The sequence below is a fragment of the uncultured Roseicyclus sp. genome (genome assembly GCF_937892565.1).
Lineage (GTDB): Bacteria > Pseudomonadota > Alphaproteobacteria > Rhodobacterales > Rhodobacteraceae > Roseicyclus.
Genome location: NZ_CALAHQ010000034.1, coordinates 1 through 26,086, shown reverse-complemented (window position 1 = coordinate 26,086; position 26,086 = coordinate 1). Strand labels below are relative to the sequence as shown.

At 62.2% G+C, this 26,086-nt stretch carries 28 protein-coding genes; 17 read left to right on the top strand and 11 right to left on the bottom strand.

Annotated elements, in window-relative coordinates; genetic code table 11:
* The first annotated feature begins 24 nt into the window (after positions 1 to 24).
* The 8 genes from puhA (at position 25) to Q0094_RS04695 (ending at position 5,971) form a co-directional block, all read left to right on the top strand.
* Positions 25 to 810: a photosynthetic reaction center subunit H gene (gene puhA / locus Q0094_RS04730; protein WP_297615777.1), complete on the top strand. Its 786-nt coding sequence runs from the start codon at positions 25 to 27 to the stop codon at positions 808 to 810.
* Between the two features lie 65 nt (positions 811 to 875).
* Positions 876 to 1,523, top strand: coding sequence for a photosynthetic complex putative assembly protein PuhB (puhB, locus tag Q0094_RS04725; RefSeq protein ID WP_297615775.1), 648 nt, complete (start codon positions 876 to 878; stop codon positions 1,521 to 1,523).
* 5 nt (positions 1,524 to 1,528) lie between these two features.
* Positions 1,529 to 2,017 (top strand): photosynthetic complex assembly protein PuhC, encoded by a 489-nt coding sequence (gene puhC, locus Q0094_RS04720; RefSeq protein WP_297615773.1) that lies wholly within the window; start codon positions 1,529 to 1,531, stop codon positions 2,015 to 2,017.
* 3 nt (positions 2,018 to 2,020) lie between these two features.
* On the top strand, positions 2,021 to 2,317 hold the full coding sequence (locus Q0094_RS04715; protein ID WP_297615772.1) for a hypothetical protein: 297 nt from the start codon (positions 2,021 to 2,023) through the stop codon (positions 2,315 to 2,317).
* Positions 2,314 to 3,426 carry a magnesium-protoporphyrin IX monomethyl ester (oxidative) cyclase gene (gene acsF / locus Q0094_RS04710; RefSeq protein ID WP_297615771.1) on the top strand — a complete coding sequence of 371 codons (1,113 nt, stop codon included), beginning with the start codon at positions 2,314 to 2,316 and terminating at the stop codon, positions 3,424 to 3,426. The genes Q0094_RS04715 and acsF overlap by 4 nt, the downstream gene beginning before the upstream one ends.
* Positions 3,426 to 4,238: a putative photosynthetic complex assembly protein PuhE gene (puhE, locus tag Q0094_RS04705; RefSeq protein WP_297615769.1), complete on the top strand. Its 813-nt coding sequence runs from the start codon at positions 3,426 to 3,428 to the stop codon at positions 4,236 to 4,238. The genes acsF and puhE overlap by 1 nt, the downstream gene beginning before the upstream one ends.
* Complete coding sequence (hemA, locus tag Q0094_RS04700; RefSeq protein WP_297615767.1) at positions 4,235 to 5,446, top strand: 5-aminolevulinate synthase; 1,212 nt, start codon at positions 4,235 to 4,237, stop codon at positions 5,444 to 5,446. Before puhE ends, hemA begins: the two co-directional genes overlap by 4 nt.
* An 81-nt stretch (positions 5,447 to 5,527) precedes the next feature.
* A complete protein-coding gene (locus Q0094_RS04695; protein ID WP_297615765.1) occupies positions 5,528 to 5,971 on the top strand; it encodes a c-type cytochrome in 444 nt (147 codons plus the stop codon).
* 58 nt (positions 5,972 to 6,029) lie between these two features.
* Here Q0094_RS04695 and bchO read toward each other — a convergent pair whose 3' ends face one another.
* Genes bchO through crtA form a run of 4 tightly spaced genes read right to left on the bottom strand, consistent with a single transcriptional unit; the run spans position 6,030 to position 10,346 of the window.
* Positions 6,030 to 6,899 carry an alpha/beta fold hydrolase BchO gene (gene bchO, locus Q0094_RS04690; protein ID WP_297615763.1) on the bottom strand — a complete coding sequence of 290 codons (870 nt, stop codon included), beginning with the start codon at positions 6,897 to 6,899 and terminating at the stop codon, positions 6,030 to 6,032.
* Entirely contained in the window at positions 6,896 to 8,596 is a 1,701-nt protein-coding gene (locus tag Q0094_RS04685; RefSeq protein WP_297615761.1) for a magnesium chelatase subunit D, read from the bottom strand. Before Q0094_RS04685 ends, bchO begins: the two co-directional genes overlap by 4 nt.
* Positions 8,593 to 9,597 (bottom strand): magnesium chelatase ATPase subunit I, encoded by a 1,005-nt coding sequence (gene bchI, locus Q0094_RS04680; RefSeq protein WP_297615872.1) that lies wholly within the window; start codon positions 9,595 to 9,597, stop codon positions 8,593 to 8,595. Before bchI ends, Q0094_RS04685 begins: the two co-directional genes overlap by 4 nt.
* Before the next feature lie 11 nt (positions 9,598 to 9,608).
* A complete protein-coding gene (gene crtA, locus Q0094_RS04675; protein ID WP_297615759.1) occupies positions 9,609 to 10,346 on the bottom strand; it encodes a spheroidene monooxygenase in 738 nt (245 codons plus the stop codon).
* A 134-nt stretch (positions 10,347 to 10,480) separates the two neighbouring features.
* Between crtA and Q0094_RS04670 the strand changes: the two genes are divergently transcribed.
* The 3 genes from Q0094_RS04670 to Q0094_RS04660 are packed head-to-tail and all read left to right on the top strand — an operon-like array spanning position 10,481 to position 13,547.
* Positions 10,481 to 12,034 carry a phytoene desaturase gene (locus Q0094_RS04670; RefSeq protein WP_297615757.1) on the top strand — a complete coding sequence of 518 codons (1,554 nt, stop codon included), beginning with the start codon at positions 10,481 to 10,483 and terminating at the stop codon, positions 12,032 to 12,034.
* Entirely contained in the window at positions 12,031 to 13,056 is a 1,026-nt protein-coding gene (gene crtB, locus Q0094_RS04665; protein ID WP_297615755.1) for a 15-cis-phytoene synthase, read from the top strand. The genes Q0094_RS04670 and crtB overlap by 4 nt, the downstream gene beginning before the upstream one ends.
* Positions 13,057 to 13,073: 17 nt before the next feature.
* A complete protein-coding gene (locus tag Q0094_RS04660) occupies positions 13,074 to 13,547 on the top strand; it encodes a TspO/MBR family protein (RefSeq protein WP_297615753.1) in 474 nt (157 codons plus the stop codon).
* A gap of 54 nt (positions 13,548 to 13,601) precedes the next feature.
* Here the strand turns inward: Q0094_RS04660 and infB are convergent, their stop codons facing one another.
* The 5 genes from infB to Q0094_RS04635 form a co-directional block, all read right to left on the bottom strand.
* Positions 13,602 to 16,106, bottom strand: a complete 2,505-nt coding sequence (gene infB / locus Q0094_RS04655; RefSeq protein ID WP_297615751.1) for a translation initiation factor IF-2 — start codon at positions 16,104 to 16,106, stop codon at positions 13,602 to 13,604.
* The gene (locus Q0094_RS04650; protein WP_297615749.1) at positions 16,103 to 16,735 is read right to left on the bottom strand and encodes an RNA-binding protein; all 633 of its coding nucleotides are present in this window, start codon (positions 16,733 to 16,735) and stop codon (positions 16,103 to 16,105) included. Before Q0094_RS04650 ends, infB begins: the two co-directional genes overlap by 4 nt.
* A 23-nt stretch (positions 16,736 to 16,758) precedes the next feature.
* Complete coding sequence (gene nusA, locus Q0094_RS04645; protein ID WP_297615747.1) at positions 16,759 to 18,357, bottom strand: transcription termination factor NusA; 1,599 nt, start codon at positions 18,355 to 18,357, stop codon at positions 16,759 to 16,761.
* A 5-nt stretch (positions 18,358 to 18,362) separates the two neighbouring features.
* Positions 18,363 to 18,920, bottom strand: coding sequence for a ribosome maturation factor RimP (rimP, locus tag Q0094_RS04640; protein WP_297615745.1), 558 nt, complete (start codon positions 18,918 to 18,920; stop codon positions 18,363 to 18,365).
* Between the two features lie 160 nt (positions 18,921 to 19,080).
* Complete coding sequence (locus Q0094_RS04635) at positions 19,081 to 19,335, bottom strand: I78 family peptidase inhibitor (RefSeq protein ID WP_297615743.1); 255 nt, start codon at positions 19,333 to 19,335, stop codon at positions 19,081 to 19,083.
* Between the two features lie 78 nt (positions 19,336 to 19,413).
* Between Q0094_RS04635 and Q0094_RS04630 the strand changes: the two genes are divergently transcribed.
* The gene (locus tag Q0094_RS04630) at positions 19,414 to 20,544 is read left to right on the top strand and encodes an S-(hydroxymethyl)glutathione dehydrogenase/class III alcohol dehydrogenase (protein ID WP_297615740.1); all 1,131 of its coding nucleotides are present in this window, start codon (positions 19,414 to 19,416) and stop codon (positions 20,542 to 20,544) included.
* Between the two features lie 20 nt (positions 20,545 to 20,564).
* On the top strand, positions 20,565 to 21,059 hold the full coding sequence (locus Q0094_RS04625; protein WP_297615870.1) for an N-acetyltransferase: 495 nt from the start codon (positions 20,565 to 20,567) through the stop codon (positions 21,057 to 21,059).
* Positions 21,060 to 21,162: 103 nt separating this feature from the next.
* On the opposite strand, the gene Q0094_RS04620 is transcribed toward Q0094_RS04625, so the two are convergent.
* The gene (locus Q0094_RS04620; RefSeq protein ID WP_297615738.1) at positions 21,163 to 21,780 is read right to left on the bottom strand and encodes a TetR/AcrR family transcriptional regulator; all 618 of its coding nucleotides are present in this window, start codon (positions 21,778 to 21,780) and stop codon (positions 21,163 to 21,165) included.
* Between the two features lie 135 nt (positions 21,781 to 21,915).
* Between Q0094_RS04620 and Q0094_RS04615 the strand changes: the two genes are divergently transcribed.
* From Q0094_RS04615 to Q0094_RS04600, 4 genes are all read left to right on the top strand, one after another.
* Positions 21,916 to 22,866 carry an AEC family transporter gene (locus tag Q0094_RS04615; protein WP_297615736.1) on the top strand — a complete coding sequence of 317 codons (951 nt, stop codon included), beginning with the start codon at positions 21,916 to 21,918 and terminating at the stop codon, positions 22,864 to 22,866.
* Between the two features lie 61 nt (positions 22,867 to 22,927).
* Positions 22,928 to 23,767 carry an S-formylglutathione hydrolase gene (gene fghA / locus Q0094_RS04610; RefSeq protein ID WP_297615734.1) on the top strand — a complete coding sequence of 280 codons (840 nt, stop codon included), beginning with the start codon at positions 22,928 to 22,930 and terminating at the stop codon, positions 23,765 to 23,767.
* A complete protein-coding gene (locus Q0094_RS04605) occupies positions 23,764 to 24,387 on the top strand; it encodes an HAD family phosphatase (RefSeq protein WP_297615732.1) in 624 nt (207 codons plus the stop codon). Before fghA ends, Q0094_RS04605 begins: the two co-directional genes overlap by 4 nt.
* Positions 24,384 to 25,298, top strand: coding sequence for an ornithine cyclodeaminase (locus Q0094_RS04600; RefSeq protein ID WP_297615730.1), 915 nt, complete (start codon positions 24,384 to 24,386; stop codon positions 25,296 to 25,298). Before Q0094_RS04605 ends, Q0094_RS04600 begins: the two co-directional genes overlap by 4 nt.
* Positions 25,299 to 25,376: 78 nt before the next feature.
* Here the strand turns inward: Q0094_RS04600 and Q0094_RS04595 are convergent, their stop codons facing one another.
* Positions 25,377 to 25,946 carry a GNAT family N-acetyltransferase gene (locus Q0094_RS04595; protein WP_297615728.1) on the bottom strand — a complete coding sequence of 190 codons (570 nt, stop codon included), beginning with the start codon at positions 25,944 to 25,946 and terminating at the stop codon, positions 25,377 to 25,379.
* Between the last annotated feature and the right edge of the window lie 140 nt (positions 25,947 to 26,086).

The following is a 26,086-nucleotide window of genomic DNA, read 5'->3' as shown; positions in this document are numbered from 1 at the left end:
CGCCGAACCCGAGAGGACCCCATCATGGAAGCTACATTCTTCGGCAACTTCGATCTCGCCAGCTTGTCGATCTGGTTGTTCTGGATCTTTTTCGCCCTGCTGATCTATTATCTGCAGACCGAAAACATGCGCGAAGGCTATCCTCTGGAAAACGAGGACGGCACGCTTGCACCCAACCAAGGGCCGTTCCCGGTCCCCAATCCCAAGACATTCAAGCTGATGCATGGCCGTGGTGAGGTCACCGTGCCATCGCCCGAGAACGAAGCCGCCCACCGCCGCGCCGATCTGGCGATGGAACGCTCAAGTTTTGGCACCAGCAATGGCTACCCCTATGATCCCACCGGCGATGCCATGACCGCCGGTGTCGGGTCGGGTTCCTGGGTGCCGCGCCGCGATGTGCCGGAGCTTGATGGCCATGGCCACGCCAAGATCGTGCCGATGGGCAAGACCGAAACCTTTCGTGTGTCGGCCGGGCGCGATCCGCGCGGGCTTCCCGTGGTGGCCGGCGATGGCGCCGTGGTCGGCACGATTGGCGACATGTGGATCGACGCCCCCGAACAGTTGATCCGCTATCTGGAGATCGAACTGAATGCCGAACATGGCGGTGGCAATCGGCTGGTGCCGATGACCTTTTGCCGGATCTGGGGCGGCAAGGTGAAGATCAACTCGATCTATGGCAAGCATTTCGCCGCCGTGCCGCTGACCAAATCCTCCACGCAGATCACGCTGCTCGAGGAAGAAAAGATCTCTGCCTACTACGGCGGCGGTATTCTCTATGCATCACAGGATCGTCTGGACCCGCTTCTGTGACCTCAAAACCGGCGCGCGCATCAGACCCGCGCGCCGGACCACGACCGACGAAGGAGAAACGACCGATGTCTCATGATCATGACGATTTTGCCGCCGAACCTGTGCGCGGACTTCCCGAAAAGCTTCCGCCGGGTGAACATATCTTGTGGCAGGGCCAGCCAGATTGGTGGCAGCTGGCCCGCGAAAGCCTGAATTTCTGGTGGGTGGCGGGCTATTTCACCTTTTTGTTCGCATGGCGCACCATCGGCGGTGCCGCGACCGAAAGCTGGGCCGACAGCGCCACGGCGGCGTCGTTCTTTCTGGTGCTGGGGCTGATCGTTTGCGCCATTCTGGCCATGGTCGCCCTGATGCAGGCCAAGGCAGCGGTCTATACCATCACCAACAAGCGGGTGGCGATGCGCATTGGTGCGGCGCTGACGATGACGTTGAACCTTCCGTTCAAGAAGATCGCCAATGCCAATCTGGGCGTGCGCAAGAACGGCACAGGCACCATCGCGCTGGAGTTGATGGAGGATGACGGCGCGCGGCTGTCCTATATCCTGACATGGCCGCATGTGCGCCCCTGGATGGTGAAACAGACCCAGCCCGCGCTGCGTTGCATCCCTGACGCGCGCAAGGTTGCGGCGATCTTGTCGGAGGCGGCGGAAACCGCCGTATCCGAACCCGTCATCGAACGCGCTCCGGCAGCCCGGCAGCCGGTCGCAGCGGAGTAAGCGCCATGGCCTATACCCGCAGCTATACCAAACAAGAACAGAAGCTGGTCGAGCGTGACCGCGAAATGGTTCCCACCATTCTGGTGCGTGCGATGTTCGTTTTGTGTGTTTCGGTTCTGATCATCGTGGCCTACGCCCGCCTGACCGATCGCCCGCTCGAGGCGATGCCGCCCTCCGAGGCCGAGGTGCCGGTGGTCACGGAGCGGATGATCCGCATTTTCGGTCAGATGGATGGATCGGCCCGTGTGCTTGACGCCAACGGCATGGTCATCGCCGATCTTGGACCGACAGAGGGCGGCTTTGTCGCCGGAATCTACCGCGTGCTGGAACGCGAAAGGGGGGCCGTTGGCCGCCATGCTTCGGAGCCTATCCGGTTGGTGCGTTTTTCAGACGGACGCATCGGGCTTCGGGACGACCTAACCGATTTCCGGGCCGAGCTTTTCGGCTTTGGGGCGGACAACGAGCGGGTTTTCGCCCGCATGCTGGAGGAATGACCCATGGGATGGCTTACGAAAGATTTTGAAACCGCACCCTGCGAAGTGGAGGTCAGCCACCGCTTCGACAGCCTGCATGCACATGTGAAATTCCTGAACGGCGCCGTGATCAACCCCGGCGACGAGGTTCAGGTGCAGGGCCCGCCGGTGATGGCACCCTATGGTGAGGTGATCCGCGAACAGCGCATCGCCCGCATCACGCGCGCCAGCAAGCTGGAACAGATCTGGACCAGGATGACCGGCGATTTCGAATTCATGGAATTGTGCGAGTTTTCGTTCAGCGAGGAGGTTTCGCTATGAAAGACATGACCCATTCCGCTGACGCCGCCACCGTCGAAGAAGCGCTGGCCGCCGACAATCATCAAGGCATCGTCGACAGCGAAGGCGCCACCGCGCTTGCGATGCAAAACACGCTGCTGACGCCACGCTTTTACACCACCGATTTCGACGAGATGGACGCGATCGATGTGACCCCGGTTCGCCGGGATTGGGATTTGCTGATCGATCAGATGAAAAGCGACCCCAACAAGGGCCATTTCAAGAAAAACGAAGATTGGGACCACGTCGATTGGGACGGGATGGAACCCAAGCTGAAGGCAGAGTTCATCGATTTTCTGGTGTCGTCCTGCACGGCCGAATTTTCGGGCTGCGTGCTTTACAAGGAAATGAAGCGGCGCGGCAACAACGAGGATATCGTGACGCTGTTCCAGCTCATGGCACGCGACGAGGCGCGGCATGCGGGCTTCATCAATGACGCCCTGCGCGAAGCGGGCATCGCGGTGAACCTCGGGTTCCTGACGCAAAAGAAGAAATACACCTATTTCCGGCCCAAGTTCATCTATTATGCCACCTACCTGTCGGAAAAGATCGGCTACGCCCGCTACATCACCATCTACCGCCATCTGGAACAGAACCCCGAGTTGCGGTTCCACCCGATTTTCAAATGGTTCAAGGAATGGTGCAACGACGAGTTCAGCCATGGCGAAGCCTTTGCGCTTCTGATGAAGACCGATCCCAAGCTGACCAGCGGCGTCAATGTGTGGTGGATCAAGTTCTTCCTGACGGCGGTCTATGCCACCATGTATGTGCGCGACCACCAGCGCCCGGCGTTTCACGCAGCCCTTGGTGTGGACCCGGATTGGTACGCACATGAGGTGTTTACCAAGACCTCTGCCATCTCGAAGCAGGTGTTCCCGATCACGCTCGATATCGATCATCCGCGTTGGCAAAAGGGTCTGGTGGCCCTTCAGCGCGCCAATGCCGATCTGGCGCGGGCCAAAAAGACCGGAAATCTGATCAAGCGGATCGGGGCGACCGCCCGTGCAGCCAGCGCCTTTGTCAGCCTGTTCACCATCCCGGCGGTCACGCATCGCGTGCCGGCCTCTAGCCGTATGGAGCCCGCATATTGATGCTGACCTCGCCCTGGATCGCGGCCCTTGTGGCCCTGTTTCTCTGGTGGTTCGCCACCGGGGCGATCCTTATGGCTGTTCGGCGCGCCGACCGCGAAGGCGCCAAGGCACGGCTTTGGGCCGTGCTTTGGAACCTGCCCTTTTTGCTTCTGGGCGGCTTTGGCTTTCTCGACACGCTGGGCAATGACAGTGTGGCAGGGGTCTATGTGGCGTTCTTGTCGGCCTTGGCGCTTTGGGGCTGGATAGAACTGGCGTTTCTGACGGGCGTGATCACCGGCCCGGTGCGCCAGCCACTCAAGGACGGCGTGCAGGGATGGGAACGCTTCATCCGCGCATGGGGCACCATCGCCTATCACGAGATGCTTTTGGCCTTCACGCTTTTGGCGATGATCGTGGCCAGCTACGGCGCAGAAAACCAGTTCGGCATGTGGACCTTTGCGGTGCTGTTTGCCGCGCGGGTTTCGGCCAAGCTCAATCTCTTTCTCGGGGTCCGCAAGATCAATGTGGAATTCCTCCCCGAACATCTCAACCACCTGCCCAGCCATTTCCGCATCGCGCGGATGAACTGGCTGTTCCCGATTTCGATCACGGCGCTCAGTTTCGCCGTGGCCTGTTTTCTGGAGCGCATCTGGGCGGTCGAAACGCAGGCCGACATTGTCGGATTTGCCTTGTTGAGCGCGCTCAGCGCGCTCGCCCTGCTGGAGCACTGGTTCATGGTGCTTCCGCTTCCAGACGAGAAACTCTGGCGCTGGATGCTCGCGGAGCGGACAGTGCCCAACCAAGCCATAAAGACAAGCGAGGATGCCCGATGAACTTTGACAAGCTGTTTCAATCCCAGCTCGATCAACTCAAGCAGGAGGGCAATTATCGCGTCTTTGCCGAACTTCAGCGAAAATGCGGGGCATTTCCCCGCGTCAAGAATCATTCCCATGGTCAGGACGAAGTCACCGTCTGGTGTTCCAACGACTATCTGGGCATGGGCCAGCACCCGGCGGTGATCGGCGCCATGGTCGAGACCGTTCAGGAATGTGGCACCGGCGCCGGTGGCACACGCAACATTTCCGGCAATGCATGGCACCACAAGCAGCTTGAGGCGGAACTGGCCGATCTGCACCACAAGGAAGCGGCGCTGTTGTTCACCAGCGGCTATGTGTCGAACTGGGCGGCGCTGTCGACCTTGGGATCGCGTCTGCCCAATGCGGTGATCTTGTCGGATGAATTGAATCATGCCTCGATGATCGAAGGCATCCGGCATGCGCGCTGCCAAAAGCTGATCTGGAAGCACAACGACCCCGCCGATCTGGATCGCAAGCTGGCGGCGCTGCCTGCCAATGCGACCAAGATCGTGGCTTTTGAATCGGTCTATTCGATGGATGGCGACATCGCGCCCATCAAGGAAATCCTTGATGTCTGCGAGCGTCATGGCGCGATGTCTTACATCGACGAGGTGCATGCCGTGGGCATGTATGGCCCGCGCGGCGGCGGTGTGGCCGAACGCGAAGGGCTGATGGATCGCATCACCTTGATCGAAGGCACGCTGGGCAAGGCGTTCGGGGTGGTCGGCGGATACATCACCGGATCGGCCGCGCTGGTCGATTTCATCCGCAGCTTTGCCTCGGGCTTCATCTTTACCACCGCGCTGCCGCCGGCCGTGGCTGCGGCCGCGACCGCCTCGATCCGCCACCTCAAGCAATCCTCGGTCGAACGTGACATGCAAAAGCGTCAGGTTGCCCGCCTGCGCGCGCGGCTGGATGCCGAAGGCATCCCCCATGAGCGCAACGACAGCCACATCATCCCGGTGATGGTCAAGGATCCGGTCAAGTGCCGGATGCTCAGCGACATCTTGATGGATCAGTTTGGCATCTATGTGCAGCCGATCAACTACCCCACCGTGCCCAAGGGGACGGAGCGTTTGCGCTTTACACCCGGGCCGCTGCACAGCGATGCCGATATCGAGTATCTGGTGCTTGCGCTCAAGACTTTGTGGAAACAGTGCGCCATCGCGCATGCCGTCGCATAATTGTGTGAAAAGGCACTGGACCCTGCCCCAAACGGCATAGTTTAACGCACACGGGACCATACGAGAGAGGGAGACTACCTGATGAGTCGCAAAATCGTGCTTGCTATGGCGGCAACGCTTCTTTCCGCGCCGATGGCCATGGCAGATGCCCATGCCGCCTCAGGCGATGCTGCGGCCGGTGAACGCCTGTTCAACCAGTGCGTCGCTTGCCACGTCGTTCAAAACGAAGCCGGTGATACATTGGCTGGCCGCAACGCCAGAAACGGCCCAAACCTTTATGATATCGCTGGAAAGCCTTGGGCGCATATCGCGGATTTCCGTTGGTCGCCGGGAATGCAGGCGCTGAACGCCGCCGGTATCTTGGTGACCGAAGAAACCTTTGTTGCCTATGTGCAGGACCCGACCGGTTACATCCGCGAGGCAACAGGCGACAATTCGTTTCGCGGCGCGATGAGCTTCCGCGTCCGTTCCGAGGAAGACGCGATCAATCTCTACGCTTATCTGGTGTCATTGACGGCTCAGTGAGCGTGCAAGCGATCTGACGGCAAACCAATCGAAAGGCGCCCCAGAGGGGCGCCTTTTTTCATGGGGCGGTCAGTTTTGCCGCAAAGATGCCGATGGCGTCGGCCACCCGAGCGGGCGCTTCTTCATGGGACAGATGGCCGATACCGGGCAGGGCGATCAACTCAGCCCTTGGCATGGCGCGGGCCGCGCGTTCGGCCACGCTCAGCTCCACAGCCCCGTCATCTGCCCCGTGCAAGAACAGCGTCGGCGTATCGATGCCTGGCAGCGCCCGGTTCAGATCATCAAGCGACCATTGCGCCATCATTGCCAAGGTTCCATCGACATGGGCACGGCGCTGGATCAGATGGGCGTAACGGGCCAGCCCCGCCTCATCCAATTCGGTGCCCGCGCTTGCCAGGATCGAACGCACCTGTCCGAGCGACCGCCCCCCTTGCGAAATCAGCAGCCCGGTCAGCGGATTGAGCGCCAGCATCTTGGCCATCACCGGGAACAACCAGCCGGCGGTGCCGCGGAAATTCTCGAGCGCGCCGTTCACGATAACGAGGGACCGGGGCTTGATCAGCGCCTGCCGCGCCAGCTCAAGGCTGATTGCGCCACCCGCTGAATGGCCGATCACCATCTCGGGCGCCCATCCCTCATGCGCGCAAAGGGTGGCGATATCATGGGCCACATCGCCCAGTCGGGCCCGGCCCCTTGGGCTGCGGGTCCAGCCATGGCCGGGCAGGTCAAGCGCGATGACCCGGTGGCGATCGGTCAGATGGGGGATCAGCCGCGCCCAGCTGTGGCTTGATGCCCCCGCCCCATGCAACAGCAGCACATCGGGGCCCGTTCCCATCACCTGCACATGCCAGCGATGCGGCTTTGCGGCCACGATCCGACTGGCCCCGCGATTGGGCCAGTCAGCCGGGGGCAGATCGGCCAGCGTCATGCCGGGGTCAGCGATGCATCCACCGCCGCAGACAGGGTCCGCGCATCCGCGCGCGGCAGCGGCAGATAGGGCGCCCCCATGTCGCGCGCCAAGACATCCAGCCCGCCTGTTGGTCTAAGCCCGGTGTCGATCACAATCGCAGGCCATCCCCGGGCCCGGATCGCACGCGCCATGGCGGTCGCATCCAAGCCAGCCTGAACGCGATTGGCGATGCCTGCCAGATCGACATTGGCGCGCCCATCGGTCAACAGCGCCACTGACGGCGTCATGCCCTTGGCTTGGGCCATGATCGCCAGCTCCAGTGCCGCCCTGAGACCCGCCGCCAGCGGCGTGCCACCGCCGCCCGGAAGCTGCGCCAGCCGCCGCTTGGTTTGAACCAGCGAACGGGTGGGCGGCAGCAAAACCTCGGATCCGTCGCCGCGAAACGCCACCAGCGCCACATGGTCGCGCCGCGCATAGGCCTCGCCCAGCAGCAATTCGATGGCGCCCTTCGCCTCGGCCAGTCGTGCCATCGCCGCCGACCCCGAGGCATCGACGACAAAAATGATCGCGCGGTCCGAGGTTTCCTGAAACTGGCGCAGGCGGATGTCGGACATGCGGATATGCAAACGGTCGGGTTGATCGCTGGCTGCGCGGCGCATCGCTTGCCACGGGGCCGCTGCGCGCAAGGTGGCCACCAGATCCACGCGTGCATCGCCACCCATGCGGCCCGGCCGGGACGCAAGCGGTCTTCCCCGTCGGTTCCCTTTTTTCGCTGCACCCGTGCCGGTGGCGCCGGGCGCGCGGCGCGATGCGCGCCCAGCCTGAAGCCGGGCCAAAAGATCGGGGGGCAGCATCGCCTTGGCGGCTTCAAGCAGCATCTCGATCGGTGGCAGGTCGATCTGATCTTGATCCTTTGCGTGGTCGGGCTGGGTCTCGGGTGCGGGTGGCGGATCGGGCGCCTGGGGTTCTGGCGGGCTGTCTTGCGATGCGGGAATTTGTGTGGCCCGGGGCGCCAGAACCAATTCCACCGCCAGCGTCAGATCGGCGCTTTCGACCCGGTCTTCGCCAGACAGCGCGGCACTGGCGCGGGCGACGGCCAGGGCTTGCAGCGGTGCGCGCAACGACGCGATGCCAAGACGCGCGGCAACTTCGGTCAGTTCCGCGATAGCCCCATCGGGCAAGGTGACGTGTGGCAAAAGTTTCGCCGCTTCGGCCAGATCGGCGGGGTCAAGCGCAAGTTCGGGCGCGTCAGACAGACATTGGTCGGCCAGATCCAGATGGATGGCCAGCCGATCGGCCAAGGCTCTTGGCAGGGTTTCCTCCGGCTCGGCCCCTTCATCAAGCGCGATCAGCGACAGGCCGCTTTTCGTGTCGAGTGCGCTGGCCAATCGGGCGGCAAGGCCCGGTTTCACCCGTTCGGCCATGGGCATCACCAAAACCGCAGACCCACCCAAAAGGCCGCGCGTGCGCACCATCTTTCCCTGGGCCAAGCTTGCGGCCAGATCGATGCCGCCAAACAGGGCGTCGTCACCGATGCCCGGATGCAAGCGGCGCAGCGTCAGACCTTGCAGGGATGTTTCAAGACCTTTTTGAACCCGGTCCCGGACGGGGCCAACACGGGCGCGCAGCCAGATGCCACCAAGGGCGGCGGGATCAAGCGCGAAACAGGCCAGCGCAAGGTTGACCCTTTGCCAGCGGTCTTCGCCAAGGCTCACCCCAGAACCTCCGTCACCACGCGTTCGACGCGGGTGGTCGATCCGGCCTCGTCCAGCGGGTCGCGGCGCAACCGGTGGCGAAGTGCTGCGGGTGCCACGCGGCGCAGATGATCGCGGCTGACGGTCGTGACACCATCGAATGTGGCCAGCGCGCGGGCGGCGCGGAGCAGCGTCAATTCACCCCGCAACCCATCCGATCCAAGTGCCACGCACAATTCGGCGCAATCGCGCAGGATCGGCTCGCCGGCCTCGGCCTGTCCAAGCGCGCGCTTCGCCGCGACGATGCGGGCGCGCAGGTCCATGTCGCTGCCACGCCAATTGGTCAGAAAACCGATCGGGTCGCGGTCATAGGCATCGCGGCGGCGGATCACCTCGATGCGCGTGTCGATATCACGGGGGCTTGTGACCTCGACCGACAGGCCGAAACGGTCCAGAAGCTGGGGGCGCAATTCGCCTTCTTCGGGGTTGCCCGACCCCACCAGCACAAAGCGCGCAGCGTGCCGGATCGACAGCCCTTCGCGTTCCACGACATTCTGGCCCGATTGCGCCACATCCAGCAACAGATCGACCAGATGATCCTCGAGCAGGTTCACCTCGTCGATGTAAAGGTATCCGCGATTGGCGCGCGCCAAAAGGCCCGGTTCAAACGCTTTCTCACCGCGGGTCAGTGCCTTTTCGATGTCGAGCGCGCCCACCACGCGATCCTCGGTCGCCCCAAGCGGCAGGTCGATGACCGGGGTCGGCTTTTCGATCACATGGCGATCGGTCACCTGTGCCCAGTCGGGGATGTCGCCCTCATGAGCGGAATTGACCGGACAGCCCGCGACGGCCGTGATCGGCGGCAACAGGGCGGCAAGCCCACGCACGGCGGTGGATTTTCCGGTGCCACGATCGCCAAAGACCAGCACGCCGCCGATGCCGGGGTCGATGGCGGTCAGGATCATGGCAAGCTTCATGTCCTCCTGCCCGACGATGGCGGAAAAGGGGAATGGACCTGACAGGGCGAAATCCTTCATTCAGCGGCGACTTTCATGTCTTGGGCATGTCCGCCGCGCGTTTGGGTCAGATCGGGGGTCATGCCCGCCCATCTGCCTTCGACCGCGTCGACGTGAAACCGGGCATATAATTCTTCCTTGAACAACCCGCCGTCGCGCACGGCGCGGATTGCACGGGCGTGCGGGCCATCGGCACGGGCGAATTCCGCCATGCTTTTGGTGTCGGGCCAGATCGAAAAGGTCGCCTGCCGCATCAGCGGCAATTCCCCGATCCCGATCTTGAACATTACATTGGGATCGCTGCCGATCGCGCGCGAAATCGCGGGTTCGTGCCGCCAGAACCGTCGCGCGCTGCGCAGCCGAATGGTGGCACGCGTCAATGCCGCGACCGGACCGTCGGTGGCCAGATCCTGCGGCATGAAGGGCTCCACCCCGTCCCAGCGCCCCCGCGCCGAGGTCGGCGTGAGAAAAATGGTCAGCCGTTCCTTGGCCATGTCCGCATAGCGGCGGAACACATGGGTTCCCAACATCGCCCTGCGGGCGGCGTCATGATCAGGCCAGGTGGCCAAGATCGCATAGACCGAGGTGTCGGGGATCGGCGTGAATCCCTCGCCCACGCCAGACCCGCACAGCTTTACCGTGCCGATGTCGCGTATCGCGCGCAGTGCGAATCGCGCAGGGCCCATCTGGAACAGGGCCCATGCGCGCGCGCGGGCCGAGCCAAAGCGAAACAGGCTCAAGGTGACGGATTGCATGGCCGGTCCTCCATGTGTCAACAAAGTCTGACATATTGCCCCTCCAAAGAAAAGGCAATTCGCGCTTGGATTGTGTTGGCAAAAGGTGCTTGGCTGACCTATTGTAAATCTGACTAGACAGTATGAGGCGCGGGATGACCGATCGACCGAATTCCCCCGGCCCCTCCAGCGCGATCGTGATCGGGGCGGGCCTTGGTGGCTTGTCCGCCGCGATGCGGTTGGGGGCCAAGGGGTATCGGGTGACGCTTCTGGATCGGCTTGATCGGGTGGGCGGGCGTGGTTCGTCTGTCACGCAAAACGGCCACCGCTTCGATCTGGGGCCCACCATCGTGACCGTGCCGCAGGTGTTCGAACAGCTTTGGGCCGAATGCGGGCGCGATTTTCGCAAGGATGTCGATCTGCGCCCTGTCGATCCCTATTACGAGATCCGCTGGCGCGATGGCTCGGTCTTTACCGTGCGCCAGGATGAACAGGCGATGATCGACGAGGTGGCCCGCCTGTCACCCGATGATGTGCCGGGCTACAGGCGGTTCCTGAAAGACAGCCAGGCACGCTATCAATTCGGCTTCGAAGGCCTGGGCCGTCGGCCGATGAACAAGCTGATGGATCTGATCCGTGAGCTTCCGGGGTTTGTCAGATTGCGGGCGGATCGGTCGGTTTATGCCCATGCCGCAGCGCGTGTGCGCGACCCGCGTTTGCGCATGGCGCTGTCGTTTCATCCGCTGTTCATTGGCGGTGATCCGACACATGTGACGTCGATGTATATCCTTGTGTCGCATCTCGAAAAGGAATTCGGGGTGCATTACGCCATGGGTGGCGTGCAAGCGATGGCCGATGCCATGATGCGCGTGATCGAGGATCAGGGCGGTACCGTCCGACGCGGTGTCGAGGTGGATGAAATCACCGTGGCGGGCGGCAATGCCAATGGCGTGATCACCACCAACGGTGAACGCATCGCCGCCGACATCGTGGTATCGAATGCCGATCCCGGTCACACCTATGACCGGCTTTTGCGCAATCAGACCAAGCGGCGGTGGACCGCGCGGCGGCTGAATCGCTCCCGGTGGTCCATGGGGCTGTTCGTGTGGTATTTCGGCACCAGGGGCACAAGGGGCAAATGGGCGGATGTGGGCCATCACACCATCCTGAACGGGCCGCGCTACAAGGGGTTGCTCCACGATATCTTCATGAAGCGGCATCTGGCGCATGACATGTCGGTCTATCTGCACCGCCCATCTGTCACTGACAGATCGGTCGCGCCCAAAGGGGATGATACTTTCTACGCGCTCAGCCCCGTGCCAAACCTGCACGGCGCGGGGTCTGTCGACTGGGCCGAGATGCAAGAGGTCTATCGCCAACGCCTTGCATCGGTGTTGAACGATCACCTGATGCCCGGTTTTCAGGATCATCTGTCGGCCAGTCACATCCTGACCCCCGCCGATTTCGAAAGCCGCTATCTCAGCCCGCATGGGGCGGGCTTCAGCCTTGAGCCGCGCATCTTTCAATCGGCATGGTTCCGGCCGCACAATATTTCCGAGGAATTCGGCAATCTGTTTCTGGTCGGCGCGGGCACCCATCCCGGCGCGGGCATTCCGTCTGTCGTGACGTCGTCCGAGGTGTTGACGAAGCTCGTGCCTGATGCGCCGCGACCCTATGTTCTGTCTGATACCAAGGTGGCCGCCGAATGATCCGACCCGATGATCTGGACTGGTGCCGAAATGCGATCCGCGAAGGGTCGTATTCCTTTCACGCGGCCTCCAGGCTGTTGCCCGCCGATGTGCGGGATGCGGCGCTGGCGCTTTATGCCTTTTGCCGGGTCGCCGATGATGAGGTGGATTTCGGCGCCAACAAGCCCGCCGCCGTGCTGGCGCTGCGCGACAGGCTGGATCTGGCCTATACCGGCCGGCCAAAGAATGCACCGGCGGATCGGGCGTTTGCCAGTCTGATCCAGGATTACGACATGCCCCGCGCCCTGCCCGAAGCCTTGCTGGAAGGTCTGGCATGGGACGGGATGGAGCGACGCTATCAAAGCCTCAGTGACCTGCGCGGTTATTCGGCCCGGGTGGCATCGGCCGTGGGGGCCATGATGTGCGTGTTGATGGGGGTGCGCGACCCCAACGCCCTGGCGCGGGCCTGTGATCTGGGCGTGGCGATGCAATTGACCAATATCGCCCGCGATGTTGGCGAGGATGCGCGCGCGGGCCGGCTGTATCTGCCGACCGATTGGCTGGACGAGGCAGGCATCGATCCTGCGGCGTTTCTGGCCAATCCCCGCCCCGGCCCGGATATCCGCCGTATGGTGCGCCGCTTGCTGGCCGAGGCGGACCGGCTTTACCATCGATCCGAAGCGGGGGTTAAGGTGCTTCCCATCGCGGCGCGGCCGGGTATTTTCGCGGCACGCTATTGTTATGACGCGATCGGGCGCAAGCTGGCACGGGGTGGCTATGACAGCGTAAGCTGCCGGGCCGTGACCTCGCGGACGCACAAGCTTGGTTTGCTTGGCTGGTCGGTGATTCGGGCCGGGATGGTAACGATCTTGCCGCAGAACCCGGTGATCTATGCCAAACCGCTGCCCGAGGTCGCGTTTCTGGTCAATGCCGCCGCGCAACCCGATCGGACCCAAAGCGATTGGGGCGAAAACCTGTTGTCCGTGCTGTCGCAGCTGGAAGCGCGTGATCGCAGCGGTGCGGGGTTGGCGCGGACCGTTTGACGCCCTATCTCTGGGCAATGGATTGGGCATTGTTCGCGATTTTTCTTGCCGCCTGCGGGGCGGCTGCCACGACCGGCTCCATGTTCATGCCGGGGGCGTGGTATCGTGACCTGTCCAAGCCATCCTGGACACCGCCCGATTGGGTGTTTCCTGTCGCATGGACGGTTCTTTACCTGTCATCCGCCGTTGCGGCCGCGCGGGTCGCCCCGATCGAAGGGGCCGCATACGGCATGGCGTTCTGGGCGATGCAGATCGCATTCAACACGCTCTGGACACCGGTGTTTTTCGGTCTGCACCGCATCAGGGCGGCCTTTGTCATCATGCTTGGCCTATGGATCGCGGTTGCGGGCACCATGATCAGTTTTTGGCAACTCGATTGGATCGCGGGGGCGCTGTTTGTGCCCTATCTGATCTGGGTCACGGTTGCAGGCGCCCTGAACGCAAGCGTCTGGTTGCGCAATCCGAATTCGGCAAGCATCGCGTCGGGCTGACAGAAAAAAGGGCGCCGCAAAACGGGCGCCCTTTTCCGATCATGTTTTCAGCGGTCACGCCAGGGCGCGTTCGATTTCTTCGCGTTCGAAAATCTCGATGACATCCCCTTTGCGGATATCGTCGTAATTGTCGAAAGCCATCCCGCATTCCTGACCCGATTGCACTTCCTTGACTTCGTCCTTGAAGCGCTTGAGCGTCTTGAGCGTGCCTTCGTGGACCACGACGTTGTCGCGCAGCAGGCGCACACCCGCAGAGCGGCGCGCGATGCCTTCGGTAACCAGACAGCCCGCGACATTGCCGACGCCCGAGACCTTGAAGACTTCGCGGATTTGCGCGTAGCCGATGAAGTTTTCGCGGATTTCCGCACCCAAAAGACCCGAAGCCGCCGCTTTCACGTCATCCACAAGATCGTAGATCACGCTGTAATAGCGAATCTCGACGCCCTTTTGATTGGCGCTGCTGCGGGCCGGTGCATTGGCGCGAACGTTGAAGCCGATGACCGGCGCACCCGATGCTTCGGCCAGGCCGATGTCGGATTCGGTGATCGCGCCCACACCGTAATGCAGAACACGCACCCGTACTTCGTCGTTGCCGATTTTCTCCATCGCCTGCACGATCGCTTCGGCCGAGCCTTGCACATCGGCCTTGACGACGATGGGAAGCTCCTTGACGTCCTTGTCGGCTTTGGCCTTGGCCAACAGCTGGTCCAGCGTCGTGGCAGCACCGGCGGCGGCGCGTTTGTCCTTGGCGGCTTGATGGCGATATTCCGCGATCTCGCGCGCTTGTGCCTCGGTGGCGACCACGTTCAAGACGTCACCGGCCTCGGGGGTGCCGTTCAGGCCAAGAACCTCCACGGGAACCGATGGACCGGCTTCCTTGATGCGTTCGCCACGGTCGTTTTCCATCGCCCGCACCTTGCCCCACTGTTCGCCGACGACAAAGATGTCGCCCTGCTTCAGCGTGCCTTTCTGGACCAGAACGGTGGCGACCGGACCACGGCCCACATCAAGCTGTGCTTCGATCACCGCGCCTTCGGCCGGACGGTCGGGGTTGGCGTTCAGTTCAAGGATTTCTGCCTGAAGCGCGATCGCCTCTAGCAATTCCGGCAGACCCTGACCCGTATGGGCAGATACTTCGACATCCTGCACATCGCCGGACATCTTTTCCACCACCACCTCATACTGGAGGAGTTCCGCACGCACCTTGTCGGGGTCGGCCTGATATTTGTCGATCTTGTTGATCGCCACGATCATCGGCACCTTGGCAGCGCGGGCGTGGTTGATGGCCTCGACGGTCTGCGGCATCACCGAATCATCTGCTGCGACAACCAGCACGACGATGTCGGTGACTTGCGCCCCGCGTGCCCGCATCGACGTAAAGGCCGCGTGACCGGGTGTATCGAGGAACGTCAGCACCGCACCACTGTCGGTCTTGACCTGATAGGCACCGATATGTTGCGTGATCCCACCGGCTTCGCCGGCCACGACATTCGCCTTGCGGATACGGTCCAACAGCGAGGTCTTGCCGTGGTCGACATGGCCCATGATCGTGATTACGGGCGGACGTGCCTGTAGATCGTCATGCGCATCGACCGCGCTGATGATCACGTCTTCCACATCGCTATCTGCCACGCGCTGCACGCGGTGGCCGAATTCCTCGACGATAAGCTCGGCCGTGTCGGCGTCGATCGCTTGGTTCTGGGTGACCATCATGCCCATTTTCATGAGCGATTTCACCACATCCGCGGCACGTTCTGCCATGCGGTTGGCAAGTTCCGACACCACGATGGTTTCGGGCAACTGCACATCGCGCACGACCTTTTCACGGTCTGCAACGCCGCCCATCGCCTTTTGGCGCTGGCGTTCTTGCTTGCGCTTCATCGCGGCGAGGCTGCGCTGACGGCCGCCTTCGCCACCCGAAAGGGCCTCGTTCAGGGTCAGCTTGCCGGAACGACGCTCGCTGTCGCGTTCGGCCACGCGGGCGCGACCAGCGCGATCATCTTCCTCGGTTTTGCGGCGCACCGGTCCGGGGGCCGGTTTTGGCGCACCGCGCGAGCCCGGGGTTGCGGCGGCGGCGGCTTCAATCGTGGCGGGGTCGCTTACGACTTCCTTCACCGCCGGGGTCGGCGCGGCGCGGCGGGCCTCTTCCTCGGCTTTGCGGCGCGTTTCTTCTTCTTCCTTGGCGCGCGCGGCTTCTTCGCGCTCGCGCTCTTCGCGTTCGCGGGCCTCGGCCTCGGCGCGGCGACGCGAGCGGTCTTCCTCGCGGTCTTTTTCTTCCCGCTGGCGACGGGCTTCGTCCTCGACCTCACGGGCGCGGGCGTTTTGCAGCGCCTTCAGGCGGCGCTCGAGTTCCGCATCCGGGAGCGATTTTTCGCGTTTTCCGCCTTCGGCATTTTGCGCCGCCGCGGATTGGGTGCCCGGTTTGGGCACAACCACGCGCTTGCGCTTGGTCTCCACGACGACCGATTTGGTGCGCCCGCGCGAGAAGCTCTGGCTGACGCGGCCAGACAGCGCGCTTCCAGACAAGCCAAGGGGTTTCTTTCCGTCCGTGTCGCTCATGCGTTCCGTTCGTCTTTCCCGGCGGGGTGTCCGCCGTCTGCCTTGCGCAGGCCTTGCAGTTTTGCGGCTCCCTCTACAACACGAGGGGCCAGACCGCCAGCGGCAAGCGCGCCATGTATCACACTTTGGCGTCCGAATGCCAAACCCAATTCCCGGGCGGTCAGGACGCTGAAATAGCGGGCGCCTGTCGGCGTCCACAGTTTGGATTTGCCCCGCTCCGAGCCATCAGTGGCCTGTAGCAGAACCTTGACCTGTCTGGTGGCCAGCCAGTCCTTGACCTTTTCGAACCCGGCCACAGCCTCGCCGGCCTTGCGCGAAAGCGCGATCATATCGGTCAGCCGCCGCACCAGCCCTGCCTCGACCCGGTCGATCAGATCATCGGGCAGGCTGACGGGTTGTTTGGCCGCACGGCTGAACAGGTTCTTTTTGACCGCCAGTTCCAGCGCTGCCCGGTCGGCGGCGACCCAGATGCCGCGCCCGGGCAGCTTTTCCGCCAGATCCGGGCCAAGCTGGCCTTCGGGGCCGACCACAAATCGGATCAGGCCGTGCTTGGGCTGTACGTCGCCTGTGGCGATACAGCGTCGCTCCGGACCGTCGTCGCGGTCTGTCGTTTGTCCGCCCCGGCTCATCCGCGGGCCCCGACCAGAGGGCCTTAGCCCTCCGACTCCTCGGCGGCGGCCTGTGCTTCCAGTTCCTCGATCGTGACCCACCCCAGCCTGACGCGGGCGGTCATGATCATGTTTTGCGCTTCTTCCAGGCTGACTTCAAAGGCTTCCAGCAAGCCTTCATCCTTGACGCGGTCGCCGTTCACCGTGGTCCAGCCGCCGGCCAGTTCCCAATCGGCGCATGTCGCGAAATCATCAAGGCTCTTGATGCCGTCTTCGGCCAGGGCCACCAGCATCTGGGGCGTCAGACCGTCGAATTCAACAAGCGCATCTTCCACACCCATGCTGCGGGCTTTTTCCAGCGCCTTCTTGTTCTGTTCTTCCAGATAATCACGGGCGCGGGCCTGAAGCTCACCGGCGGTGCCTTCGTCGATGCCTTCGATCACCAGAAGCTCGTCGAGATCGACATAGGCCACTTCCTCGAGCGAGGTGAAGCCCTCGGACACCAGAAGCTGGGCAAAGAATTCATCCAGATCGAGCGTGTCCATGAACAGGCGCGTGCGCTCTTCGAATTCGGCCTGACGGCGCTTGCTTTCTTCCTCTTCGGTCAAGATGTCGATGTCGAGGCCGGTTAACTGGCTGGCCAGTCGCACATTCTGGCCACGCCGACCGATTGCCAGCGACAGCTGTTCATCGGGCACCACAACTTCGATGCGCTCGGCGTCTTCGTCGATCACGACCTTGGTTACTTCGGCGGGCTGAAGCGCGTTCACAAGGAAGGTGGCGGCGTCCTTATTCCACGGAATGATGTCGATCTTTTCGCCCTGAAGCTCGTTGACCACAGCCTGAACGCGGCTGCCGCGCATGCCGACGCAAGCACCCACCGGGTCGATCGAGCTGTCATAGGAAATCACTGCGATCTTGGCGCGCGAACCGGGGTCGCGGGCGACGGCCTTGATCTCGATGATGCCGTCGTAGATCTCGGGCACTTCCATCTTGAACAATTCGGCCATGAATTCGGGCGCGGTGCGGCTGAGGAAAATCTGCGGCCCGCGTGCCTCGCGCCGGACATCCTTGATGTAGCAGCGGATGCGGTCGCCGTTGCGATAGGCCTCGCGGCCAATCTTTTCGTTGCGGCGCAGCACGGCTTCGCCACGGCCCACGTCAACGATGATGTTGCCGTATTCCTCGCGCTTGACGATACCGTTGATGATGGTGCCCGCGCGGTCACGGAATTCCTCGTACTGGCGGTCGCGTTCGGCTTCGCGGACCTTTTGCAAGATCACCTGCTTGGCCGATTGTGCGGCGATCCGGCCCAGTTCAACGGGCGGAATCACATCGACGATCACATCACCCACTTTGGGATCGGCCAGATAGGGCTTGGCCTGCGCGACGGTCAGTTCGGCCTTTTCGTTTTCGACGGCATCATCTGCGACCACGGTACGCACCCGGGTAAAGTCGGCGCGGCCTGTTTTCCGGTCGATCTTGACGCGAATGTCGAGATCGGCGCCGTAGCGCGACTTGGCCGCGCGGGCGAGGGATTCCTCCATCGCCTCGACCACGAGGGACGGGTCGATCATCTTTTCGCGCGCCACCGCATCGGCGGTCTGCAACAGTTCCAGCTGGTTGGCTGACGTGATGGACATTGTGGTTAATCCTCCGCCTTCGAGGTGTCTTCCTCGATCTCGTCAAATTGGGATTCGTCGATGATGCCTGCGGCCTTGCGGGCGCGCAGCATCTCTCGGATCAGCTCATCGGTCAGGACAAGCTTGGCATCCGACAGCCAGTCGAAATGCAAGCCGACCGTCAGGGTCTCGGCGCCTTCTTCGAGGTTGATCAAAACCTCATCGCCCTCGATGCCGGCCAGCACGCCCTTGAAGCGGCGGCGGCCATCGATCATCTCGGTCGTCTCAAGACGGGCTTCGTAGCCTTCCCATGTCTCGAAATCCTTGAGCCGCGTCAGGGGCCGGTCGATCCCGGGGCTGGACACTTCCAGCGCATAGGCATCTTCCAGCGGGTCTTCGACATCAAGCACGGCGCTGATTGCGGTCGATATCAGGGCACATTCATCGACCTCTATTCCGCCATCCGGGCGTTCGACCATGATCTGAAGCGTCTTGGCCATGCCGCCCATCAGGCGGATTCGCACCACTTCAAACCCCATGCCCTCGATCACGGGGGTCAGGATTTCGGACATTCTGCGGTCCATGGCAGATTTGGCGATCAGGTCATTCACGGTGGAAACGTGCCTTCAGAAACGAAAAAACGGGCCGAGCGGCCCGTCGAACTTGTCCGGTGGAGCCATCCGGTTTGGACCCGGGGGCGCCGCTGTTGAAGCGCATATAAGGGGAATCAGAGAGCGGCGCAAGTCATCCGCAACGCACCACCGCGATACGCCCCGCGGCGTCGAGTTCAAAGTTGATCCGGTCGGGTCGGAAATCCATCGTCACCCCGCTGTCGGGCGGGATGATGCGAACGGGCTGGTCCAATTCCAGCATCCGGGCGATCTCTCCCGCTTGGCCCACCAGCCCCTGAAAGCCCGCCCCACCGCAGGTGTCAGTGTCCTGTGCGCAGGCTGGGATCGCGACAAAACAGGCGAGCATGGCCAGGCCGGTGCGTATCATGATGGGCATCCTCCGTTGCGTTGCCCCTTAGATTGGCACAAGGTCGGCCTAACACAAGCATCTGTAAGGGGTCAGATCATGCGCACACGTGCTGCCGTTGCTTTGGAAGCCGGAAAACCGCTCACGGTGATGGAGGTCAATCTTGATGGCCCCAAGTCCGGCGAGGTTCTGGTGGAGATCAAGGCCACAGGCATTTGCCACACCGATGAATTCACCCTCTCGGGTGGCGATCCCGAAGGCTTGTTTCCCTGCATTCTCGGCCATGAAGGGGCGGGCGTGGTGCGTGAGGTGGGCGAAGGTGTGACCACACTCAAGCCCGGCGATCACGTGATCCCGCTTTACACGCCGGAATGCCGCCAATGCTATTCTTGCCTGTCGGGCAAGACGAATCTTTGCACCGCGATCCGGGGCACCCAAGGTCAGGGCCTTATGCCCGACGGCACGACGCGGTTTTCCATGCTGGATGGCACGCCGATCTACCATTACATGGGCTGCTCGACCTTTGCCAATCACACGGTGATGCCCGAGATCGCGCTGGCCAAGGTGCGCCCTGATGCGCCCTTCGACAAGATCTGCTACATCGGCTGCGGTGTCACGACCGGCATCGGCGCCGTGATCAACACGGCAGGCGTCGAGATCGGATCAACCGCTGCGGTCTTTGGGCTTGGTGGCATCGGGTTGAACGTGATCCAGGGCCTGCGGATGGCGGGGGCCGATGTGATCATCGGTGTCGATCTGAACGACAGCAAAGAAGCGATGGCCCGCAAGTTCGGGATGACGCATTTCATCAACCCCTCGAAAATCGAAGGCACGGTGGTGCAAGAGATCGTGAACCTGACCAAGCGCGGGATCGATCACATCGGCGGGGTGGATTATTCCTTTGACGCGACCGGCAACGTCAAGGTGATGCGCGACGCGCTGGAATGTTCCCATCGCGGTTGGGGCGTGTCGGTCATCATCGGGGTGGCGCCTGCGGGCGCCGAGATTTCGACGCGGCCCTTCCAGCTGGTCACGGGCCGCGTGTGGAAAGGCACGGCCTTTGGCGGGGCCAAGGGGCGGACCGACGTGCCGAAATTCGTAGACTGGTACATGGACGGCAAGATCGAGATCGATTCCATGATCACCCACACCCTGACGCTCGACCGGATCAACGAGGGTTTTGACCTGATGCATGCGGGCAAATCGATCCGCTCGGTCGTGGTTTATTGAGCGGAGCCGGTGGGCCAATGATGCAAGCCGGTCTGTCGATCCGTCGCGCCGCGCCATCGGATGGCGTGGCGCTTTGCGATCTGGTGATGCCGGTGTTTCGGGCGGGCGATACCTACACGATCGATCCCGACATCACGCCGGACGGCGCGCTGGCCTATTGGTGCGCGCCCGACAAGACCGTGTTTCTGGCCGAAGCCGATGGTGTGGCGCTGGGCAGCTATTACATCCGCCCCAATCAGGCGGGTGGCGGCGCGCATGTGTGCAATTGCGGTTTTGTCACCGCTCCGGCGGCGCGTGGGCATGGCGTGGCGCGTGCGATGCTGGCCCATGCCTTGCCTGAGGCCGAAGCGCAGGGATATCGCGCGATGCAGTTCAATTTCGTGGTGTCCACCAACACACGCGCCATCGCGATCTGGCAAGGGGCGGGGTTTCGCACCCTGGCCCGCTTGCCCGGTGCCTTTCGCCACCCCGAGCACGGTTTTGTGGACGCGCTGGTGATGTGGAAGGATCTGTAACGACACGAGGCAAAGGGGGCTCTGCCCGCGGCCTGCGGCCGCCCCCGGAGTATTTGGAAAGCAAAGAGGGCGGGCGCGTTAACCTTGATGCGAGGTGAACGGTTCAGGGGCGGCGGTAGCGCGCGAGGAAGGTCTTGACCGCTTCGGCGGCGACGCGGTCGATCTCGTCTTCGGTAGGGTTGTTCTGGATGCCGAACAGCACCTTGAGCATCAGATCGGCGCGGCAAAGCTGGGCCAGTTGGTCGGCCGCCAAAAGGCTGTCGTCGATGCAAAGCGTGCGTTGCGCCTTGGATGTTTCCAGATAGAGCGCGATCTTTCGCCCCCATTTCTTGGGCCCGCTGTCGTAAAAGGCCCGTCCAAGCTCGGGAAAGCGCTGGGCCTCGGCCACGCAGACGCGGAACATGTCCTGACCGAATCGTGACAAGATGAAGGTGATCAGCGTCTTGCAGATGACATGCAGCGTTTCTTCGACGGTCAGATCGCCGGTATCCTCAAGAAATTCGACCTCGGCTTGCTGGGCGCATTCGGTTTCCAGAACCGCAAGAAACAGGTGCTGCTTGTCGGGGAAGTAGCTGTAAAGCGTGGCCTTTGATACGCCGGCATCGCGCGCGATCTCATCGACGCTGGCGCCCTCATAGCCTTCGCGCATGAACACAGAGCGCGCGCCTTCGATCACCTGATCGAACTTGCGGCCCTTCTTGATCTGCGCCTCTGCGTTCATGCTCGCCCTCTTGATATATCGCAACGTAAACCATTCGGTTCAGTTTCGGCAAGGATCTCGGACCGTGCTTGCGTGGCGGCCTTGCCCGCTTGGGGGTGGATGGACTCTGGCCGGGGGTCGCATTAGCCAAGGGGCATGATCGAGATATTCCTCAAGACGCTGCCTTTCTTTGCTTTGATCGGCCTTGGCTGGCAGGCCTGCCGGAGCGGCTTTTTCACGGCCGAGGCGGCGGCCTATCTGACCAAGTTCGTGTTCTATTTCGCGCTGTCGGCGATGCTGTTCCGATTTGCCGCGAACCTGTCCCTGTCAGAGATATTCGATTGGTGGTTCGTGGCGGCCTATTTGTGGGGCTGTTTCTTCGTCTACGCCATCGCCACGGCTGTGGCGTTCTTGCGCAACCGTTCCATCGCGGAAGCAGCGGTCGAAGCGCAATGCGCGGTCATCGGCAACACCGGTTTTCTGGGTGTGCCGATGCTGATCGTGCTGATGGGGGAGGCGGCAGCGGGGCCTGTCTTGATGGTTCTGGCGCTGGATCTGGTCGTGTTTTCTTCGATCATCGTGATCTTGATCACAGGGAGCCGCGATGGCCGGATGTCGCTTGGCATCGTCAAGACGGCCGGGACCGGATTGCTGAAAAATCCGATGATCGTCTCCATGGTTCTGGGTCTGGCATGGTCGTCGACGGGCATGGCCTTGCCCGGGCCGGTGAACGAGTTTCTGGGCATTCTGGGGGCGGCGGCCACGCCCGGCGCGCTGTTTGCCATCGGGGCGTCGCTGGCGGGCAAATCGGCCGAGCGGATCGAGGTCGCGGGCTGGTTGAGCTTTTGCAAGCTGGTGCTGCACCCGGCGGCGGTGGCTTTTGCCGCGTTGGTGCTGTTTCCGGTGCCGGTATTCGACGCAGCCGTGATGATTGCGGCCGCATCCTTGCCGGTGGCGGGTAACATCTTCATGTTGGCACAGCATTACGGCGTCGCGCCACAGCGCGTATCGGCGGCGATCTTGATTTCGACGGTGGCCTCGATCGTGACCGTTTCGGTGGTGATTGCATGGGTATCCCAGATGGCAGGCATCGTGCCGGGCGGCTGAGGCGCTTGCGTGGTCCATATCTGGCAGGCTAGGGCTTGCCCCGTGGCCTGAGGAGGGCGCGATGGAGACGATATCCGAAAACCGCTGTTTCGGCGGCACCCAAGGGGTGTATCGCCATGCATCCGATGCCACGGGCACGGATATGACATTCGGCCTGTTTTTGCCCGCCGAAGCGACAGAGGGGCGTGTTCCCGTGCTGTGGTACCTGTCGGGGCTGACCTGCACGCATGCCAATGCGATGGAAAAGGCAGGGGCGCAAACATGGGCCGCCGAACAGGGGATCGCCCTGGTGTTTCCCGATACCAGCCCCCGTGGGGCGGCTGTGCCTGATGATGCGGCCTATGATCTTGGGCAAGGGGCGGGTTTTTATCTTAACGCCACACAAGACCCTTGGGCCCGGCATTTCCAGATGTGGAGCTATATCACCGAGGAATTGCCCCAAGCGCTGTTCAAGCGCTTTGCGTTGGATGAGGCACGCCAGGCGATCACCGGGCATTCGATGGGCGGGCATGGGGCGCTGACGATTGCGATGAGCTTTCCGGGGCGCTTTGCCAGCGTTTCGGCCTTTGCGCCGATCTGCAACCCGATGGAAAGCGAGTGGGGCCGCAAGCAGTTCACCGCCTATCTGGGCGACAACACCGCCCTGTGGGAAGCGCATGACGCCAGCGTTCTGATGCGCGAGCGCGGTTTTGCGGGGCCGATCCTGATCGACACCGGCACGGCGGATCAGTTCGGGCATCTCTTGGGGACCGAAGCCTTGGCAAGCGCCATCGCCACGCGGCGCCAGCATGCCGCGATCCGGTTCCAGCCGGGCTATGACCACAGCTATTTCTTTGTTTCGACCTTCATGGAGGATCATGTGAGCTTTCACGCCGAGGCGCTTTATGGGGTGGCCGAATGACACCGCAGGCCGTGATTTTCGACATCGGGAATGTGCTGATCGGCTGGCAGCCCGAGCATTATTATGACCGCGTCTATGGGGAGGATCGCCGCCGTGCGCTGTTTGCCGAGGTTGATCTGCATTGGATGAACGAGCGTGTCGATCGGGGTGAGCCCTTTACCCAAGTGATCTATGAAACCGCCGATGCCCATCCGAAATGGCGGGCCGAAATCCGCGATTGGCATGACAGCTGGATCGAACTGGCCACACCCGTGATCGATCATTCCGTGGCGCTTTTGCGGCGGCTGCGGGCCAAGGGGGTGCCGGTGCATTGCCTGACGAATTTCGGGGTGGACAGCTACGCCTATGCCCAGACGCAGTTCGATTTCCTCAATGAGTTCGATATCGAATTCGTCTCGGGGCGGTTGCAGGTGACCAAACCCGATCCGCGGATTTACGAGATGGTCGAGGACCGGCTGGCGCTTGCGCCGGGTGCGATCCTGTTTGCCGATGATCGGGAGGCCAATATCAAGGTCGCCGAAACCCGTGGCTGGCAGGCGCATCTGTTTGAGCATCCGCAAGGTTGGGCCGACAGGCTTGTGGCGGCGGGGCTCTTGAGCGCGGATGAGGCGGCGGCGTGAGCATCGCCATCATCGGACCCGAGGCCGAGGCGCGGCTGGATTGGCTGGGGCTGTGCGACGCGATCGAGGCGGGGCATGCGCGGCCAAGGGCCGAGATCGCCGATAGTTTTCTTTATCGCGGGGCCGATACGCTGTTGTCGCGCGCGGCCTGGATCGATGGCTTGGGGCAACTGGTCAAGACCGCGACAATCTTTCCGGGCAATGCCGGTTTAGGCAAACCGGCGGTGAACGGATCGGCGGCGCTATACTCCGATATCGACGGAACATTGGCGGCCATTGTCGATTTCCATCTGTTGACCAAGTGGAAAACGGCGGGCGACAGCCTGTGCGCCGCGCGGATGTTGGCGCGCAAGGACAGCGCGCGCATTTTGATCGTGGGGGCGGGAACGGTCGCGGCCTCGCTGCGTCAAGCCTATGGCGCGCTTTTTCCCGATGCGCGGTTCTCGGTCTGGAACCGCAACCGCGCAGGGGCAGAGCGTTTGGCCGCGCGCCATCCCGGCATGGCGGTGGTCGATGATCTGGCCGCCGCTGCCCGTGCGGCCGATATCATCACCTGCGCCACCATGGCGACCGACCCGGTGATCAAGGGCGAATGGCTGCGCCCCGGTCAGCATGTCGATCTGATCGGCGCCTATCGCCCCGACATGCGCGAGGCCGATGACCGGGCGCTCACCCGCGCGCGGATTTTCGTGGACAGCCGCGCCACCACCATCGGCCATATCGGAGAGTTGAAGATCCCGCTGGCGCATGGGGTGATTGGTGTGGGGGATGTGCTGGCCGATTACTATGATCTGGCCAGCGGTGCCTTTGCCCGCCGGTCGGAGGATGAGATCACGCTCTTCAAGAATGGCGGCGGCGCACATCTCGACCTGATGACCGCGCGGTATATTCTGGATCGGGTTGGGGGATAGGGGCTGTTGGTTGGGGCTCTTCAGGATCCAAGGGCAGCAATGCTGGACAAAGTTCCCTTTTGCGTTGCATCCCAATAGTCAGATTTTTGTGTCTCCATTCAATAACCTCGCCTTCCAAGACTCACGTGTGAGACAGTAGCACCGCCAAGATTGAGGGCCGCCGCCCAAATCCAGATCAGCTTCATGTGCCAAAAGCGCACCAAGCTTCATCGTCGCTGCTTGCGAGCGCATGTTGTGTATTCCAATGTGAAACCACGCTTCGGAATTATGCTTATAGAGATGATCAAGCATCAGGCTTTTCAGAGCTTTGTTCGTCGAACCGCCCCAATGTGAGCAAGTCAGAAAGGTGAATCCGATTGACAGTCGCGAGGGCGCTGAAGGATCTGTATAAAACGCAGAGCATCCGATCACGTCTTCTGTCGCGCGATCTCGAACCAGTAACGCTCCACCAATGTTGAGGAGTACCGTGAAATACCCGTCAAAGATGTCTCTTTGATACCTGTTCCGAGCTGGATGCCCTGCCCAAATGGCTGGATCGCTCGCCGCCATGGCCAGTTCGTCGATATCTGCGCGAGCCAATGGACAAAGGACAAGCAAGTCATTTTCAAGTGACGGTTGAGGATCAAAGTCATTGGGAAACTGAAACATGAGTATCTTCTTCCTTTGTACTTTTAAGCGCGCATTCGCGCCTCGCACGGCTGGTGCCAACAATGGCGCCTTGTGACCTTCTCCTCTACAACACCGCCGCCAGTCTTGCCGCCTGATCGATTGCCCGTTTCGCATCAAGC

Bases quoted from the DNA above. Each gene is read 5' to 3' on its own strand.
- puhA (WP_297615777.1), top strand. From the start codon at position 25: ATGGAAGCTACATTCTTCGGCAACTTCGATCTCGCCAGCTTGTCGATC.
- puhB (WP_297615775.1), top strand. From the start codon at position 876: ATGTCTCATGATCATGACGATTTTGCCGCCGAACCTGTGCGCGGACTT.
- puhC (WP_297615773.1), top strand. From the start codon at position 1,529: ATGGCCTATACCCGCAGCTATACCAAACAAGAACAGAAGCTGGTCGAG.
- Q0094_RS04715 (WP_297615772.1), top strand. From the start codon at position 2,021: ATGGGATGGCTTACGAAAGATTTTGAAACCGCACCCTGCGAAGTGGAG.
- acsF (WP_297615771.1), top strand. From the start codon at position 2,314: ATGAAAGACATGACCCATTCCGCTGACGCCGCCACCGTCGAAGAAGCG.
- puhE (WP_297615769.1), top strand. From the start codon at position 3,426: ATGCTGACCTCGCCCTGGATCGCGGCCCTTGTGGCCCTGTTTCTCTGG.
- hemA (WP_297615767.1), top strand. From the start codon at position 4,235: ATGAACTTTGACAAGCTGTTTCAATCCCAGCTCGATCAACTCAAGCAG.
- Q0094_RS04695 (WP_297615765.1), top strand. From the start codon at position 5,528: ATGAGTCGCAAAATCGTGCTTGCTATGGCGGCAACGCTTCTTTCCGCG.
- bchO (WP_297615763.1), bottom strand. From the start codon at position 6,899: ATGACGCTGGCCGATCTGCCCCCGGCTGACTGGCCCAATCGCGGGGCC.
- crtA (WP_297615759.1), bottom strand. From the start codon at position 10,346: ATGCAATCCGTCACCTTGAGCCTGTTTCGCTTTGGCTCGGCCCGCGCG.
- Q0094_RS04670 (WP_297615757.1), top strand. From the start codon at position 10,481: ATGACCGATCGACCGAATTCCCCCGGCCCCTCCAGCGCGATCGTGATC.
- crtB (WP_297615755.1), top strand. From the start codon at position 12,031: ATGATCCGACCCGATGATCTGGACTGGTGCCGAAATGCGATCCGCGAA.
- Q0094_RS04660 (WP_297615753.1), top strand. From the start codon at position 13,074: ATGGATTGGGCATTGTTCGCGATTTTTCTTGCCGCCTGCGGGGCGGCT.
- infB (WP_297615751.1), bottom strand. From the start codon at position 16,106: ATGAGCGACACGGACGGAAAGAAACCCCTTGGCTTGTCTGGAAGCGCG.
- Q0094_RS04650 (WP_297615749.1), bottom strand. From the start codon at position 16,735: ATGAGCCGGGGCGGACAAACGACAGACCGCGACGACGGTCCGGAGCGA.
- nusA (WP_297615747.1), bottom strand. From the start codon at position 18,357: ATGTCCATCACGTCAGCCAACCAGCTGGAACTGTTGCAGACCGCCGAT.
- rimP (WP_297615745.1), bottom strand. From the start codon at position 18,920: ATGGACCGCAGAATGTCCGAAATCCTGACCCCCGTGATCGAGGGCATG.
- Q0094_RS04635 (WP_297615743.1), bottom strand. From the start codon at position 19,335: ATGATACGCACCGGCCTGGCCATGCTCGCCTGTTTTGTCGCGATCCCA.
- Q0094_RS04630 (WP_297615740.1), top strand. From the start codon at position 19,414: ATGCGCACACGTGCTGCCGTTGCTTTGGAAGCCGGAAAACCGCTCACG.
- Q0094_RS04625 (WP_297615870.1), top strand. From the start codon at position 20,565: ATGCAAGCCGGTCTGTCGATCCGTCGCGCCGCGCCATCGGATGGCGTG.
- Q0094_RS04620 (WP_297615738.1), bottom strand. From the start codon at position 21,780: ATGAACGCAGAGGCGCAGATCAAGAAGGGCCGCAAGTTCGATCAGGTG.
- Q0094_RS04615 (WP_297615736.1), top strand. From the start codon at position 21,916: ATGATCGAGATATTCCTCAAGACGCTGCCTTTCTTTGCTTTGATCGGC.
- fghA (WP_297615734.1), top strand. From the start codon at position 22,928: ATGGAGACGATATCCGAAAACCGCTGTTTCGGCGGCACCCAAGGGGTG.
- Q0094_RS04605 (WP_297615732.1), top strand. From the start codon at position 23,764: ATGACACCGCAGGCCGTGATTTTCGACATCGGGAATGTGCTGATCGGC.
- Q0094_RS04595 (WP_297615728.1), bottom strand. From the start codon at position 25,946: ATGTTTCAGTTTCCCAATGACTTTGATCCTCAACCGTCACTTGAAAAT.